The organism is Hirschia baltica ATCC 49814, assembly GCF_000023785.1.
GTDB classification, from domain to species: domain Bacteria; phylum Pseudomonadota; class Alphaproteobacteria; order Caulobacterales; family Hyphomonadaceae; genus Hirschia; species Hirschia baltica.
Genome location: NC_012982.1, coordinates 3,110,751 through 3,127,061, shown reverse-complemented (window position 1 = coordinate 3,127,061; position 16,311 = coordinate 3,110,751). Strand labels below are relative to the sequence as shown.

At 45.0% G+C, this 16,311-nt stretch carries 13 protein-coding genes; 7 read left to right on the top strand and 6 right to left on the bottom strand.

Annotated elements, in window-relative coordinates; all coding sequences use genetic code 11:
- Positions 1–62 precede the first annotated feature (62 nt).
- From pelA to xylB, 4 genes are all read right to left on the bottom strand, one after another.
- The gene (gene pelA, locus HBAL_RS14235; protein WP_015828650.1) at positions 63–1,259 is read right to left on the bottom strand and encodes a pectate lyase; all 1,197 of its coding nucleotides are present in this window, start codon (positions 1,257–1,259) and stop codon (positions 63–65) included.
- A 124-nt stretch (positions 1,260–1,383) separates the two neighbouring features.
- Positions 1,384–2,034 carry a fructose-6-phosphate aldolase gene (gene fsa / locus HBAL_RS14230; RefSeq protein WP_015828649.1) on the bottom strand — a complete coding sequence of 217 codons (651 nt, stop codon included), beginning with the start codon at positions 2,032–2,034 and terminating at the stop codon, positions 1,384–1,386.
- Positions 2,035–2,048: 14 nt separating this feature from the next.
- The gene (gene xylA / locus HBAL_RS14225; RefSeq protein WP_015828648.1) at positions 2,049–3,365 is read right to left on the bottom strand and encodes a xylose isomerase; all 1,317 of its coding nucleotides are present in this window, start codon (positions 3,363–3,365) and stop codon (positions 2,049–2,051) included.
- A gap of 2 nt (positions 3,366–3,367) precedes the next feature.
- Positions 3,368–4,822: a xylulokinase gene (gene xylB, locus HBAL_RS14220; protein WP_015828647.1), complete on the bottom strand. Its 1,455-nt coding sequence runs from the start codon at positions 4,820–4,822 to the stop codon at positions 3,368–3,370.
- A 343-nt stretch (positions 4,823–5,165) separates the two neighbouring features.
- Here xylB and HBAL_RS14215 point away from each other — a divergent pair, with 343 nt between their 5' ends.
- Positions 5,166–6,224, top strand: a complete 1,059-nt coding sequence (locus tag HBAL_RS14215) for a LacI family DNA-binding transcriptional regulator (protein WP_015828646.1) — start codon at positions 5,166–5,168, stop codon at positions 6,222–6,224.
- A gap of 49 nt (positions 6,225–6,273) precedes the next feature.
- Here the strand turns inward: HBAL_RS14215 and HBAL_RS14210 are convergent, their stop codons facing one another.
- Positions 6,274–7,488, bottom strand: a complete 1,215-nt coding sequence (locus tag HBAL_RS14210) for an NAD(P)/FAD-dependent oxidoreductase (RefSeq protein ID WP_015828645.1) — start codon at positions 7,486–7,488, stop codon at positions 6,274–6,276.
- Between the two features lie 341 nt (positions 7,489–7,829).
- Here HBAL_RS14210 and HBAL_RS14205 point away from each other — a divergent pair, with 341 nt between their 5' ends.
- Positions 7,830–9,377, top strand: coding sequence for a glycerol-3-phosphate dehydrogenase (locus tag HBAL_RS14205; RefSeq protein ID WP_015828644.1), 1,548 nt, complete (start codon positions 7,830–7,832; stop codon positions 9,375–9,377).
- Positions 9,378–9,388: 11 nt separating this feature from the next.
- Positions 9,389–10,894 carry a glycerol kinase GlpK gene (gene glpK / locus HBAL_RS14200; protein WP_015828643.1) on the top strand — a complete coding sequence of 502 codons (1,506 nt, stop codon included), beginning with the start codon at positions 9,389–9,391 and terminating at the stop codon, positions 10,892–10,894.
- Between the two features lie 58 nt (positions 10,895–10,952).
- Here glpK and HBAL_RS14195 read toward each other — a convergent pair whose 3' ends face one another.
- Complete coding sequence (locus tag HBAL_RS14195) at positions 10,953–11,753, bottom strand: 2-keto-4-pentenoate hydratase (protein ID WP_041301665.1); 801 nt, start codon at positions 11,751–11,753, stop codon at positions 10,953–10,955.
- Positions 11,754–11,919: 166 nt separating this feature from the next.
- Here HBAL_RS14195 and HBAL_RS14190 point away from each other — a divergent pair, with 166 nt between their 5' ends.
- The 4 genes from HBAL_RS14190 (at position 11,920) to kduD (ending at position 16,015) form a co-directional block, all read left to right on the top strand.
- Positions 11,920–13,296: a pectate lyase family protein gene (locus HBAL_RS14190; RefSeq protein ID WP_149037430.1), complete on the top strand. Its 1,377-nt coding sequence runs from the start codon at positions 11,920–11,922 to the stop codon at positions 13,294–13,296.
- 110 nt (positions 13,297–13,406) lie between these two features.
- Positions 13,407–14,501: a LacI family DNA-binding transcriptional regulator gene (locus HBAL_RS14185; protein ID WP_015828640.1), complete on the top strand. Its 1,095-nt coding sequence runs from the start codon at positions 13,407–13,409 to the stop codon at positions 14,499–14,501.
- A gap of 114 nt (positions 14,502–14,615) precedes the next feature.
- Positions 14,616–15,257 carry an RpiB/LacA/LacB family sugar-phosphate isomerase gene (locus HBAL_RS14180; RefSeq protein ID WP_015828639.1) on the top strand — a complete coding sequence of 214 codons (642 nt, stop codon included), beginning with the start codon at positions 14,616–14,618 and terminating at the stop codon, positions 15,255–15,257.
- Positions 15,257–16,015, top strand: coding sequence for a 2-dehydro-3-deoxy-D-gluconate 5-dehydrogenase KduD (gene kduD, locus HBAL_RS14175; protein WP_015828638.1), 759 nt, complete (start codon positions 15,257–15,259; stop codon positions 16,013–16,015). The genes HBAL_RS14180 and kduD overlap by 1 nt, the downstream gene beginning before the upstream one ends.
- The last annotated feature ends 296 nt before the right edge of the window (positions 16,016–16,311 follow it).

Below are 16,311 nucleotides of genomic sequence, written 5' to 3'. Positions count from 1 at the left end.
TAGATTATCTGTTTAAACAAAGTCAGCTCACTAAAATGAGCTGACTTTTTCATGTTGGCCGATCAGCAAGCTTCGTCATTAGTGCTTTGATTTAGAACTCTGCAACTCCAAGCTGGATATTCTTTCTCTAGAAGTTCAGCAGGCCACACGCCATACCAAGAATAGCCTGTGCGGCGTTCTTGGTGAATGTCTTCGTATTTTGCGACCCGAACGCTATCCCTGTTTGCGAGAACTATTGTGTTATCTGATAGGTCATAAAAACGTGCCCACAGCGTACCTGCATTGTCGCCTTTAACGAGGACTCTATCAAAATTAGCCGTGTGGTATTTGTATTCTATTGGCGTTTCGAGCTGAATGGTTTCTATTTTCGTATCCGCAATAGCAGATTGTTTAAGCCACTCTATTCCGCCTTGAATGCTTTGTATGACATCTGTGTCTGGTTCTTTAATCGTCATTAAATACCTTAAGATATCAACGGTTTCCTGTGTTACCATCGCAGGTAATTCAAAGCTGCGCCCTTGCGCGGGTGCCAGCGTGACGGGATCATATTGGCCTGCCCAACCTAGACGTTTGCCGTTTTGCTTTATTTGAAGGCTAAGTAGGCAGCTGTCTCCGGCCTTTCTTGCTTCAAGGGCACGTTGTTTCGTTGCATTATCTAAATTTTGAAAAGGCGGTTGAGCTTCTGAAATTTCTCGAAGAAGTAGCATCGGTCCAGAGAAGACTTCATCTGCAATTGTTATGTGGCCGTGATAGCTATTGCTCGATGGGTTGGAATGAGGCCACCCCCCGCATGATGCGATTTGTTGAGAGAGAAGATAGTCTAGCCCTTTTAATGCTGCTTCTTTATGGCGCTCATCGTTCACTTGTTCATAGGCTGACATTAAATATCGGATTTGAGTGTAAATGTTCCGGTTGTCAAAACTAGCAAAAGGATCTGATTTTTCAGCTAAATATTGGTTTGTTGACTCTGCATCAAGAATACGGAGCGGATCTTGGTTCTGTTTCCAGCCGCCATGATCGCGTTGCATAATCAACATGTTGTCCGCGATTAGAGTGATTTCTTTAGGGTCGTGTCTTGGATAATCGGAACCGCGCTTGCTTTGCCAATGATTTATAGCATCTTCAAATTCCAATATGGAGATTGGGGTGGTTTCTGTATTTTCTTGAGCGCATTGGTTCAGAAATAGACAAGCAGTTGCCGTAAGTAATAGAGGGACAAATTTCTTAGGAAGTTGCTTGATGTGATATGAAATTCGCATATGAAATATCGCCTCTAAATTATTACATTAATGTAATAAATTCATATGCGGATTTATTTTAATTGCAACAAAAAAGGCCTGACACGTAATGCATCAGGCCTTTCAAAGTGTGTCTAAATTAGATTTAAACTTTGATACCAGCCTCTGCTGCATCTTTCACAAACTGATCCAAACCAGCTTGTGTAAGAGGGTGTTTTACGAGTGCTTTGATAACACCTGCTGGCGCAGTACCAACATCTGCACCTACAAGAGCACATTCTTTAACATGCATTGGGCCACGAATAGATGCAGCTAGGATTTCTGTATCGAAACCATAATTGTCATATATTGCGCGGATCTCTTGAATGAGTTCCATGCCGTCAACGTGAATGTCATCTAGGCGGCCAATAAATGGTGAAATGTAAGTTGCACCAGCTTTAGCAGCTAGAAGAGCTTGGTTTGCTGAGAAACAAAGTGTGACGTTTGTTTTGATACCTTCTTTTGAGAAAGTCTGACATGCAGCCAGGCCATCCAAAGTTAAAGGGAGTTTCACAACGATATTGTCGGCGATCTGAGCAAGTTTACGGCCTTCCGCTAGCATGCCCTCTGTATCCAAAGCAATAACCTCAGCAGATACTGGGCCATCAGTTACAGAACAGATTTCTGTGATCACTTCAACAAAGTCACGACCGGATTTCTTGATCAATGAAGGGTTTGTCGTCACACCATCAATAAGACCATAGGATTCAAGTTCCCGGATTTCGTCAACGTTTGCTGTATCTACGAAAAATTTCATGAGAATGTTCCGATTTATTTGATGCTTAGGTTGATCAGGTTTTCAAGATATTCCTGACGACCTGAATTGTGCTTACCGTTAATGCCTTCTGTCTTAACGTGATCAGCGATATCAGCAAGGGAAGTTTCTTTAGAAAGGATCATTTTTCCAAGATCACCTTCCCAACCTTTATAGCGGTTGGCTTTGAAGGCTTCAATTTCGCCTTTTTCAATAATGTCGGCTGCGGCTAATAGTGCGCGTGCCAGACAGTCTGCTCCACCAATGTGACCGTGGAAAAGATCAACAGCATCGGAGCTTTGGCGACGCACTTTAGCATCAAAGTTGAAACCACCTGTATCGAGGCCACCAGAAGGCAATAATTCGATGAGAGCCAATGTGATGTCTTTAATGTCAACGTTAAATTGGTCTGTGTCCCATCCGTTCTGGTAGTTACCTGAGTTGATGTCGATTGACCCCATTACACCAAGTGACACTGCGGTTGCTATTTCGTGTGCAAATGAGTGACCAGCGAGTGTGGCGTGGTTTGGTTCGATGTTAACGTGAACTTCTTTTTCAAGACCATAACGTTGTAGGAAACCGAACACTGTCGCAGTGTCGAAATCATATTGGTGATAAGTTGGTTCGTGTGGTTTTGGTTCGATCAGGATTTTACCTTTGAAACCAATTTTGTGCTTGTATTCAACGACTTTGTTTAGCAGTGCACCAAAATTATCAAGCTCTGTGCTCAAGCGTGTGTTGAGAAGTGTGTCATAGCCTTCGCGACCACCCCAAAGAACATAGTTTTCACCACCAAGTTTGAAAGTCGCATCCATACATTCGCGGACTTGGCGAATAGCTGTTGCAGTGACTTCCGGGTCTGGGTTTGTTAGTCCACCGCCCATATAGCGGCGGTGAGAGAATAGGTTGGCTGTTCCCCAAAGAAGTTTAACGCCAGTTTCATCTTGCTTTTGCTGAAGACGGTCAACTGCCCGGGCTAATTCGTTTGAAAGCTCGTCTGGTGTTTCGAGGTGGCCAGCAACATCTACATCGTGGAAACAATAATATGGAAGGCCAAGCTTGGCGAAGAATTCAAAGGCAACATCCATTTTGATGTCAGTTGCTTCTTGAACTGAAGATGCGTTGTGCCAAGAGCGTTCGAAAGTGCCCTGACCAAATGGGTCAGCACCATCCCAGCAGAATGAGTGCCAGTAACACACAGCCATACGCAAGTGCTCGGCCATTGTTTTACCAAGGACGACTTGATCTTTGTTGTAGTAACGGAACGCAAATGGGTTGTTTGTTTCCGTACCTTCGTATTTTACGGCGTCTACGCCTTCAAAATATGTTGTCATGATTAGTTTCCTTCAAATTCGGAAATGAGGTTCTTGTAGAGTGATTGGAATTTTTCAAATTTAGCGTTGAGGAGAGCAACGTCTTGATCGCGAGGGTTGACGATATCTACAACATGAGGTGCGCTGAACATGTCGTTTATATCACCGCCTTCAACACCGTAACGGGCTAGACGTGCAGCCCCCAAAGCGGGACCGGTCGCAGCACCGTCGCGATAGACCAAAGGTCTGCCTATTGCGGCGGAAAGAATGCGGCCCCAATATAAAGAGAGTGAGCCGCCGCCAATAACGGATATCGAATTAACTTCAGCTTTGGATTCTTGGAGCGCTTTAAAGCCTTCTGCCATACCAAATGCGACACCTTCCAAAACTGATTGCGCAAGCGTGGCGGCATCTGTGTCGTGACCGATGCCAAAGAGAACACCTTTTGCATTGGGATTATTGTGCGGCGTGCGTTCACCCGACAAATAGGGGAGGAAATGCTCACTTGTGCCTAATTTATTGCGCTCTTCAGCTTTCGAAACAAAGTTTCCAACATCGCTATTGCCAGTTAGTTTTGCGGCCCAATCAAGGCAGCTTGCTGCGCTTAGCATGACTGACATTAAATGCCAGCGATCTGGAAGTGCGTGACAAAAAGCGTGAACGGCGCGTTCAGGGTAGGGGCGGAACTCATTCGTGGCAAGGAAGATGACGCCAGAAGTACCTAGGGAGAGTAATGCCTCACCATCGTTTACAACGCCAACTCCGGCAGCACCAGCAGCATTGTCGCCACCACCGGCGATAACGGGAACACGCTCCATGCCCCAAGCTTCGGCAAGTTCTTGGCGTAATTTACCTGTGACTTCATGGCCTTCATACAGGCGAGGCATATTGTTGGTCGACAAGCCGCAAGGACCAAGCAGGTCTTCTGACCAGCGGCGTGCAGCAATGTCCACCCATAATGTTCCGGCCGCATCAGAAAGATCTGTAGCTTTCTCGCCGGTCATGCGCAGGCGGACATAATCTTTGGGTAGAAGTACAGTTTTAATTTTAGCGAATGTTTCTGGTTCATTGCGTTGAAGCCAGAGTAGTTTTGGGGCTGTGAAGCCCGGCATAACTAGATTTCCACCGATTGTATGAAAGTCTGGTTGCTCTTGTGTAAGGATGTCACATTCTTCTTGGCAGCGTCCGTCATTCCACAAAATGGCAGGGCGAAGTACTTTGTCATCTGCATCAAGAACAGTGGCACCATGCATCTGGCCAGATAGACCGATTGCTTTGATTTTATGGCGAATATCAACATCCAATTTGGCGACTGCCATATTGGTAGATGTCCACCAGTCGGCAGGGTTTTGTTCAGACCATAATGGTTTGGGACGGGAAATGGGAAGATCAACAGAAGCTTGGGCAATCGGAGTGCCTGTCTCGTCAATCACGACGGTTTTTACACTTGATGTACCAATGTCTATGCCAAGAAACATTATATCAATTCACTCCACTATTTCATGTCCCGTTAAGCGGGCTCTTCCTGATTTTTCTTCTTAAATTCGAATTGAAATCCTCATGTGGGAATGGACGGGCTTCGGTTGAATAAAAGAAAATTGCAAGGTAGTGATAGCGTTATCATTCAAAAACAGCAAGTCAATTTTTATACATGTGATGAAGTTTGTGAAAGTCCTTCGTTATCATGATCGGTTCCGGGCCGAAATCTGTACAAAAGCTGATGCAAACAGCTCACGTATTTTGAAAATTAAAAAAATTGACATGCACAATGTGGCTCTTCACTGTGGGGTGTAATTTGTATTGAATGTGAGAAATGCCGACATGAAAACTGCCAAGCGGAATAATAATTCCCCAGTTACTCTCATTGATGTTGCAAAACATGCAGGCGTTTCTCCGATGACGGTTTCACGTGTTCTCAATAACTTTCCCAAAGTGAGAGTATCTACAAAAGAGAAGGTATTGGCGGCTGTTTCCGAGCTAAAATATTTGCCAAATCAAGCGGCTAGAAATTTGGTAAGTGGGCGAGCACGACGCATATGTTTGTTGTATGCAAACCCGTCTTCTGCCTATTTGGAAAAACTAATGTTGGGCGCGCTCGAAACTCTTGGGAATTATGGGTATCAACTTATCGTCAAAAATGTCTCTCAAGATATAACAGCTGAACAATTGAAAGAGATCCTTACCAATGCTTGGGATGGAGTGATTATTCCGCCGCCTATAAGTGATATGGCGGGCATTCGAAAAATGTTGACTGAAGCTGAGATGCCTGCAGTTTTTTTAGGAAGTATGGCTGGAACGCGCGAAGCTTTTGAAATCGGAATAAATGATTTTCAAGCATCGATAGAAATGACTAAGTATCTAATTTCTTTGGGGCATACGCGAATAGGATTTGTTCGCGGGCACCCAAGTCATAGTACGAGTTCTGCGCGCGAAGATGGCTATAAAAAAGTGCTGCAAGACGCTGGCATAGATATTCAGGATGAATTGCTGGCACAGGGATATTTTACCTATAAATCTGGGTTAGAAGCGGGATTAAAATTGCTGAAAGTCCAAAGGCCGCCAACTGCGATCTTCGCTTCAAATGATGATATGGCTGCTGGGGTATTGGGAGCAGCGGCTTCGCTTGGTGTGAAAGTGCCGAATGATCTCTCGGTAGTAGGGTTTGATGACTCGCCTATCGCAACGACCATTTGGCCAAACCTTACAACAGTCGGCCAGCCTTTGGTGGAAATGGCTGGCAAAGCAGTAGAAATATTACACAATGTATTAGAGGCAGAGCAGGAGAATTCTCCGCCCAAAAAACTTGTTTTCTTACAGCACTCATTGATTGAGCGAGACTCAACTTCTGTTGTTCAAAATGATGTGAAACAGAGTGATTGAGACACGCTAGAGAAGCCGCAAGAGAATTGCTTAGGAAAGAAAAATTCTTTTAAAACAATGATCTTAAATTGAATTTTGTGTCTTCAGCTTGCTCAGGCGATATTGGTGTGTCTGTTGCCAATAGCTTTTTACCAATCATAAATGATGGGGCATCATTGAGGGCGTCGAGTGCTAACAGCTTGTTTTCTTTGAAATACCAAACAGAGAATGATTTGTTTTGTGGTTTCCCACGTATAATCAGCGTGTCAAAACCTTGCATCAAACCAACAGTTTGCAATTTGACGTCATATTGATCAGACCAGAACCATGGCAAAGGATTGTGTATGCTGTCTCCGCCAAGCATGTTTTTAGCGACGACTTTTGCTTGTTCTATGGCATTGGGCACAGATTCCAAGCGCATGCGTTTTTCATAACGCGGATAGGGGAAGTTGGCGCAATCACCTGCTGCCCAGATATTTGGGTCTGATGTTTGGGCGTATTTATCGACAATAATCCCGTTATCTATTTCTAAACCAGCGTCTTGGGCGAGCTTCGTTTCAGGAACCGCACCTATTCCGACAAGAACTGAACCACATGCCAGTTCAGTTCCGTTGTTTAGCTTTATACTATTGATTTTATTGTCTTTAATTATAAAATTTTCAACCATTGTATCTAGCATTAACTCAACTCCAGCACTTCTGTGGAGGTCCTGATAGAAGCTAGAAACAGGCTCACTTGCGACCCGTGCTAAAACGCGGTCGGCGAGTTCTAAGACAGTAACATCGCGGCCGGCGGTTCGGGCGACGGCGGCCACTTCAAGGCCGATATAGCCTGCGCCGATAACGACAATGCGCTCTTGAGAAGATAATGTAGGTGCTAAGCGGCGAGAGTCTTCAAGCGTTCGAAGATAATGAACATTGGAAAGATGGGCGTGATCAAAGGGGAGTTTGCGCGGCGGCGCACCTGTCGCGAGCAAAAGCTTTGTGTAGGATAGAAAATTGCCATTTTCTAATTCAACAGTTTTTGCGTCTTTGTTTATTTGAGTGGCTTTGACGCCCGATATCACAGTAACGTTTTGTTTTTGATAGAAATCTTCTGGACGGAAATAAAGGCGCTCTTCGTCCATTTCGCCTTTAAGGAATGCCTTGGATAGGGGGGGGCGTTGATAAGGTAGCTGCTTTTCCGCGCTAACGAGTGTGATTTCGCCTTCAAAACCTGATTGACGAAGTGAAATGATAGCTTGAGCGCCGGCTTGTCCGCCACCAATTATAATTATTTTTTCCATCGAAAACGCTCTCTAATTCACTATCATTTACGCTATTTTTGTTCTTGGCTTCTCTATCATGAAAAGCGGTAGAAATGCCAATACTTGGGGTGAAATGTTCAAAAAAAGTGCTGACATTCTGTGCGTTTGCTAACGCGTGAATACCAAGTTTCTGTCGCAGTAGTGACGTTTTTATGTTGGCGTCATGTGATGCTGGTGTTGATCTGGTGGGTACAAGGGAAATCCTGTGTAAAAGGGATGTGTTTTCTCATTAGTCTTTGGTAGAGCTATGGCACCAATGCGTTAAAGCGTCCTGATCCATATTTGGTTTTCCAAATCAAATAAACAAGAGAACCGGTACAATGACAGATATAGAAAACCTAAACGATCTGCTGGTGATTGGTGGCGGTATAAACGGGGTTGGAATTGCGCGAGATGCGGCCGGTCGCGGTTTGAAAGTTGTATTGGTTGAGAAAGATGATCTTGGACAACACACGTCTTCTTCCAGTACAAAATTAATACATGGCGGGCTTCGATATTTAGAGCATTATGATTTTAGGCTTGTCGCTAAGGCGTTGCGTGAAAGAGAGGTGCTGTTAAAAGCTGCACCTCATATTATTTGGCCAATGCGTTTTGTTTTACCACATCAAAAAGGGCAGCGCCCGGCGTGGCTCGTGCGATTAGGATTGTTTCTGTATGACCATATTGGTGGCAGGAAAATGCTCCCCGGAACGAAGGTTTTGAGACGAAAATTGACGCACAAATTTGATGCGTTGAAACCTGAATATAAATTTGCATTTGAATATTCTGATTGCTGGGTGGATGACGCCAGATTGGTTGTTCTCAATGCTATGTCTGCGAGTGAAAAGGGGGCAGACATACGCACACAAACTAGATGCGTTCACTTGCGCCGTTTCCTAGATTTTTGGGAAGCGGACCTGAAAAACGCAAATGGTGAAATTGAGACAGTTCGCGCGAAAGTGGTTGTGAACGCAGCTGGACCTTGGGTTGATGAATTGAGCAGTATGGCTGTGAGTGGAGAAAATGCGTCTCATGTTAGATTGGTGAAGGGGTCTCATATAATCACCAATAAGCGTTTTGAAGGAGCGTTTAGCTACTTCTTCCAAAATGGTGACGGGCGCATCATGTTCGCCATTCCCTATCAAAATGCCAGTATGACTTTGATCGGTACAACCGATGAATTATACCTTGGTGACAAGGATAATGTGGAAATATCTGAAGGTGAGATAGATTATCTTTTAGATGCCGCAAATGAATATTTTAAAATGCCCGTTCAGCGGAGCGATATTCTATCGACCTATTCAGGCGTGCGCCCGCTATATGATGATAAAACGGAAAACGTATCCAAGGTGACGCGAGATTATGTGCTTTCCTATGATGATAAAGCGGGAGCGCCGATACTGTCTGTGTATGGAGGGAAGATAACGACATATCGGACTTTGGCAGAAGCGGCGATGAAGGATTTATTACCTGTCTTGCCAGAGATGGGGGATAGCTGGACCAAGTCTGTTAGGCTGCCGGGAGGCGACATACCTGAAGCTGATTTCGACGCCTATCTTGCGCAAATGGAAGCAGAATATGCTTGGCTTGAACAGTCTGTATTAAAACGATTATTGCGCGCTTACGGCACGCGGGTTCACAATATTTTAGACGGCGCAACATCAATCAATATGATGGGAAAAATGTTTGCGAGCGGCGTATCAGAGCGCGAATTGAATTATGTGATCGAAAATGAGTTTGTGCGTCAGGCAGATGATTTTCTTAAGCGTAGAAGTAAGCTGGAGCTTGTTCTGAGCGATGAGGAAATTCAGGAAATAAAGAATTGGTTTCAAAATAAAAAAAGTACCCGAACATCAGATTTAGATTCAATGCGGGCACAGATAAATTAGGGGTAGGAAAGATGGATTCAGGTCAGGTCATACTTGCGATTGATTGCGGGACAACGTCATGCCGGACATTGGCATTTGATCATGACGGTCAGATCCTAGCGACTGAACAATTAGCCTTGAAGCAGTATTTTCCTGAAGATGGTTGGGTTGAGCATGACGCTGTAGAAATATGGCTGAACACACTTAAAACGATCAGAGCTACCATTCAAACTTGCAAAGATATCAATCAGCTTCCCGTCGCAATCGGGATTACAAATCAACGCGAAACTCTCGTCGTTTGGGATCGTAAAACGGGTGCGCCAATTCATAAGGCGCTAGTCTGGCAAGATCGCCGCACGGCTGAGTTTTGTAAAAAGCTAACGCAAGAGGGTAAAGGTGAGCGCGTTCAAAATGCTACTGGATTATTGCTTGATCCTTATTTTTCCGCGTCCAAGATTGCGTGGATATTGGACAATGTGCCGGGCGCGCGTGCACGCGCGGATAAGGGCGAACTCGTTTGTGGCACGGTCGATTCTTATGTCATATGGAATTTAACAGGCGGCAAGTCTCACCTGACAGATGAGACAAACGCATCCCGTACGAGTTTGTACAATATTCATGATGGCAAATGGGATGAGGAAATGTTGGAAATTTTCAATGTCCCTAAATCCCTTTTGCCGGATGTTTTACCCAGCGTAGCTGATTTTGGCACCGCTGCCGCTGACATTATCGGTATGAGTTTACCTATTTGCGGCGTGGCAGGAGATCAGCAGGCAGCGTCTTTTGGGCAAGGATGTTTTGAGGCCGGCATGTCTAAAGCGACATATGGAACAGGGTGTTTCGCGCTGGTCAATACCGGCAACACACCCGTTAAATCAAGCCATAAACTCCTTACGACTATCGCATGTCGTAGTGGAGGGGATGTTCAATATGCGATTGAAGGATCGATCTTTATTGCGGGGGCTGTCGTCCAGTGGATGAAGGAACGAATGGAGCTGGTGGAAGCCAGCGGCGAGACAGAAGAATTGGCCGCAGCCTTGGAAAGCAATAAAGGGGTCTATCTGGTTCCTGCATTTACCGGATTAGGCGCACCCTATTGGGATAGCGAGGCAAGGGGGGCTATTTTTGGGTTAAGGCGTGAGACCGGCAAACGGACAATTGTACGCGCCGGTTTGGAATCTGTTGCCTATCAAACGCGTGATCTTGTTTCGGCGCTCAATGCGGATGGGTATGAATTAAAATCACTGCGGGTTGATGGCGGTATGTCTCAAAACAATTGGCTTATGCAATTTTTAAGTGATGTTTTGAACATTCCTGTTGAGCGCTCTTCGACAATAGAATCCACAGCATTGGGCGTTGCGATGCTGGCAGGGTTATATATTGGCTTTTGGAAAGATGAGCAGGATCTGAAAAAATGCCTCGGAACAACAAAAGCATTTTTACCCAAAATGGATGATGAGATCAGACAACAGCAATTAGCCGGATGGGATATTGCTGTTAAATCGGTGCGCTATCATGCCGAGCTATCGCGGGGATAAATCCTTGCAATAGCCGGCAAATATAGCGCTAATACTGATGAAGTCTGGTTTGTTGAGTTTAAAGGTTCTGAGCTTTAAATGTACAAGCAATTTCAACTTTGTTTTGGAAGCGAGCGATTGCAGCTTGTCCAACTTTCACTGAGTGAACACCCGTTACAGCACCCGTTGTGATGAGCATGCCTTTTTTCAAAGGGCGGCCACGCTTCGCTGTGTTTTCTAGCAAGGCACGTAGGGATTCAACAGGCGTTCCGGGGATGCCTGCCGCGTTACCTGTTCCGATAACTTCTCCTTCTATGAGCGTATCGAAAGTCCATTTTTCACAGTCTAGTGATTTCCAATCTTCGATTGGTTCACCAACGATTAGGCCGTAATTATTGCCTAAGTCTGTGATCGTTACGAGGGGACCATTGTCGTTAATGCCCGTGAAAGGACTAGAGGCAACCTCAATACCAACATATGCATTTGCAATATAGTCGATTGCTTCTTGTGTGGTCCATTCTGTTTTGTCAGCAGGTGTGTCGGCAGCAACTTCAAAAATGATTTCGCTTTCTACGGCTGCAAAGCCTTTTGAGAAGACGGGAGCTGATGTGACTTCGTTTTTATCGTGATAAATTTTCGATTCGAAAATTGGACCGAACAGTCTGTCAGTGCCGTATTTTTCAACGTCGTCACCAACGATTCTTCCGATTTTCCAGCCGACGATTTTTTCTTCGACCATGTCGATTGCTGTGTCTTGATACGCGTATGCTGTTTCAAGGTCCGCCGCGATCGGTGTCGGAAATTGTTCGATAAAACCAGTTCTTTGTCTCGCGTCAACAATCGCATGAGCTGGGTTTTGTGTTGATTGAGTGCTCGACATATTGAGTTTTCCCAAAAATAAAAAAATTAATTGGACATCGAAGGAAACCGGTGTCATTTATATTTTGTAATACATATAAAAACCGAAATGTGAACACTAAAACTGAAAAAAATGGTTTTTCACGTTTTTCATTTGGGGGCGTTAGGCAGAGGAAAGTATGGATATTATGATTAAATATAGCGCGATAGTTGCGACACTTTTTGTGAGCGTGGGGTGTGCTCAGCTCCCTGGTGTTGCTCAGACGGTAGGGCCGGTAGCGGACGCACCAGTTGAGCGTACAAAGATGTCGACGACACCGCAGTATTTTTTTCCAGAAAATATTGATCTAGTCACTGATGGTGGTCGCGGCGGAAAAGTGATCAAAGTAACATCTTTAGATAATGAAGGTCCGGGCACTCTACGTGAAGCAATAGAGGCAGAAGGGCCGCGAATCATCGTTTTTGAAGTTGGCGGTGTTATTGATCTGGATCGCCAATCACTTGTTATTCGTAATTCTGATGTGACGATAGCGGGGCAAACTGCGCCGTCTCCAGGTATTTCAGTTATAAGAAGCGGCATTGTTGTTGCTGCGGATGACGTGATTATCCAGCACATTCGTGTGCGTCCGGGTGATGCGGACTATTTTGAAGAGAAATGGGATACCGATTCTATTACGACAAGCTCGGTATCTGGCGTGATTGTTGATCACTGTACACTAACTTGGTCGACCGATGAAAATCTGTCTGCGTCAGGGCCGCGTTTCACAGGTGAGACACCTGATGAGTGGCGTGAAGGTGCATCTCACGATATTCTCTACAGTCACAATTTGATTGCTGAAGGACTATCCAACGCAACTCATGCTAAATTTGAGCACTCTAAAGGCTCTTTGATCCACGATAATACTTCAAACATCCTGATTTATGGAAATGTGTACGCTCATAATTATGAGAGAAGTCCTTTGTTCAAGGGCGGGGTGCATGGTGCGATCGTCAACAACTTGATTTACAATCCAGGTCAGCGCGCTATCCACTATAACCTTCAGGGGCTTGAATGGGGTGACGAAGAATTCCAAACAGGGCAGATGGATGTAGTCGGCAATGTGTTACGTGCTGGGCCATCTACAGACGGTGCTGTTCCTCTTGTGCTAATGGGCGGTGATGGTGACCTTAAGCTTCACATGGAAGACAACATTGCTGTTGACCATTATGGGAAGGAATTGCCTAAGCTTGGTCGTTATTCTATGGGTGAGGGTGAGCTTCACGAAGTTGCAGACATGCAGCAAAGTATAGAAGGTTTGGATGTGATTCCTGCGCGTCACGTTGAAGGATATGTACTTGCTAGCTCTGGTGCGCGTCCTTGGGATCGTGATAAACATGATGTGCGCGTCCTAGCAGATGTTGCTGAAGGTCGTGGTAAAATCATCGACAGCCAGAACGAAATTGGTGGATATCCACAGCAAGAACCGACTTTCCGTGCTTTTGATTCTAGCCTTTGGGATATGAAAACAATGAAGCCAGTGAGTGAAAAAGCTCTTGATTCAGGGCAAAAATCAAAAGGAACTTAAGCAATTACACAACATCAAGCTGTTGATATTAAAATTGCTTGCAAGTTAATCACCATAACTTCACACTGTGGGGCCATGAAAACCCTTTCAGCTTTTACAGTAGTGAAGTTATGAGTTCTGATGATCCTGAAGAGTTTGACTCTTCCATTCCGAATGAGGAAATCTCTCTTTCGAAACTTGCGGCTTCAAAAGATCGTTCTAGAAGTACGATCAATGATGTTGCACGGTTGGCGCAAGTTTCGAAAAAGACGGTTTCACGCGTTATAAATGGGTCTCCATCTGTACGCGAGGAAACACGAGTACGCGTTAAACAAATCATTAAAGAGATAGGTTTTACCCCTGACCCTCAGGCGCGCGCTTTAGCTATGCGTAAATCCATGCTGATTGGTATGGTGTATGATAACCCTAGTCCGCAATATTTGGTCAATATGCAGCGCGGTATTCTGGAAGGGTTGGTAGATACAGACTATTTGCTGGTGCTTATTGTTTGTGAGCGGGGCGATCTTTCTTATCGAGAAAAAGTAGAAAATTTCGTCATTCAGCAACGACCAATGGGGCTTATCCTCACGCCGTCTGTATCTGAAGATGATAATCTGGCTGAAATACTCCGCGAACATGATTGTGATTATGTGCGGATCGCTTCGGTAGATGTGGATGAGCCATCACGTATGATTCGGTCGTTGGATTTTGATGGAGCCGCTGATGCGGGACGGCACTTGGCGCAGTTGGGGCACAAGCGGATAGGGCATATTCATGGTCCTAAAACATTCTTCTCTCAAAAAGAGCGTATCGGTGGATTGAGAGCCGGTTTGGCTGAGTTTGATGTAATGCTTAGTGATGACCTTGTGGTTGAGGGTGCCTATACATATGATTCAGGGAAAGAATGCATGGCTAAATTGCTGAGCGCTGAGAATATCCCTACTGCCGTGTTTTTAGGTAATGATGAAATGGCTATGGGTGCGTATAGTGCTGCGCGAGAAGTCGGTCTGCGCATTCCAGATGATATTTCCATTGTTGGTTATGATGATACGCCAATGGCAAAACGCATGTGGCCTCCTATGACGACGGTCAAAAGTCCGATTCGCGCCACGGGTAAGGCAGCAGCTGAATTGTTGCGGAAGAAGGCGGCGAAAATTGCCATTCGTGAGTTGGAAACATTTCGCCCCGAGATCGTTATACGGGGATCTACCTGCCCGCCGAAATAAACACAAAACCGGGTTGCGAAGACAAAATTTAGCTGTTATGACACCGGTTACCTAATCAATTAATTTTGTCGGTCCTTTGTTTTGGGGTGCCGCAAAGTTTCGGAGGAATTTCCTATGAAAATCGCACTCATTATTGAAAACAGTCAGGCCGCAAAGAGCGATATCGTTTATGATGCGCTTAAATCAGTCGCCGAGCCTCTTGGAAATGAAGTGTTTCATTACGGCATGTACGGACCAGAAGATGATGCTTCTTTGACGTATGTTATGAACGGTCTATTGGCAGGTATTCTTTTGAATTCAAAAGCTGCGGATTTTGTTGTAACTGGTTGTGGTACAGGTATGGGCTCAATGCTCGCATGTAACACTATGCCGGGCGTCGTTTGTGGTCTTGTGATGGATCCAACAGAAGCGTTCCTTTTTGGTCAAATCAATGATGGAAACGCGATTTCTATGCCTTACGCAAAAGGCTTTGGTTGGGCAGCTGAGTTGAACCTGCAAGATTGCTATCGTAAACTTTTCGAAGTTGAGCGTGGTGTAGGCTATCCGAAAGAGCGTGCTGCGATTATGGCGAAGAACCGCAACATTTTCAAAGACATGAAAGCGGCTGCAACAAATGACATGGTAACTGTTCTTAAGAATGTAGACCAAGATCTTTTGAAGGCTGCTATTGCTGGTGAGCGTTTCCAAGAATACTTCTTTGAAAACGCACAAGATGAAGCCATCGTCGATTACATCAAAAGCGTATTGGCAGCATAATGTCTCACCCATTTGATCTTACTGGAAAAACAGCAATTGTGACTGGGGCCAATACTGGCCTTGGTCAAGGGATGGCTGTGGCGTTGGCTGAGGCCGGTGCTAATCTAACATTGGTTGGTCGTTCAGCTCCTAGCGATACTGTTGAGCTTGTAGAAAAGCTTGGTCGTAAAGCGCATGTTGTTATGGCTGACCTTGGTAGTCTTGATCCAATTGAGAAAATTGTGGGCGAGACAAAGGAAGTGTTTGGCGGCATTGATATTCTTGTAAATAATGCAGGGATTATCAAACGTAATGACTCAATTGATTTCACACCTGAAGACTGGGATAGCGTGATGAACATTAATGTTCGCACTCTTTTCTTTTTGAGTCAGGCTGTTGCGCGTTCTATGATTGCTGCTGAAAAAGGCGGGAAAATCATCAATATCGCTTCCATGTTGTCTTATCAGGGGGGCATTCGTGTTCCATCTTACACAACATCTAAAAGTGGTGTGATGGGGCTGACGCGTATTCTCGCCAATGAGTGGGCGCAGCACGGTATAAATGTGAATGCGATTGCACCGGGCTATTTCGCGACAAATAATACAGCAGCTCTTCAGGCTGATGAGAAGCGTAATACTGAAATTCTCGGACGTATTCCGTCAGGTCGTTGGGGTAAACCTTCTGATCTTGGTGGTGCGGCGGTTTTCCTAGCGTCAGCGGCGTCTGATTACGTTCAGGGAATTACGCTTCCGGTCGATGGTGGCTGGTTGGCGCGTTAATAAAAAAGCATGTTTTGACAAGTCTTTGTCAAATGAATGTGCCCAGAGTGGGGCGTTTTGTGAACGCCCCATCTTAAAATGTATATCGAGGGAGCGGAGCCAGTATAGGTCTCTCGCTCGCTCAGTTTGGTGATAAATTGCGTGTGCTGATTTTGGTTTTGATCTGGCATCCAATTTTCAGCGATTTAATATAACGAATATATCAGAAGTCGAGCAGACAATGGGAAGTGGTTCGCTGGATATAAAGCGATAAATATCGTTCGGCAAACGTGTCTCAATAAGCAGTCTGAAATCGA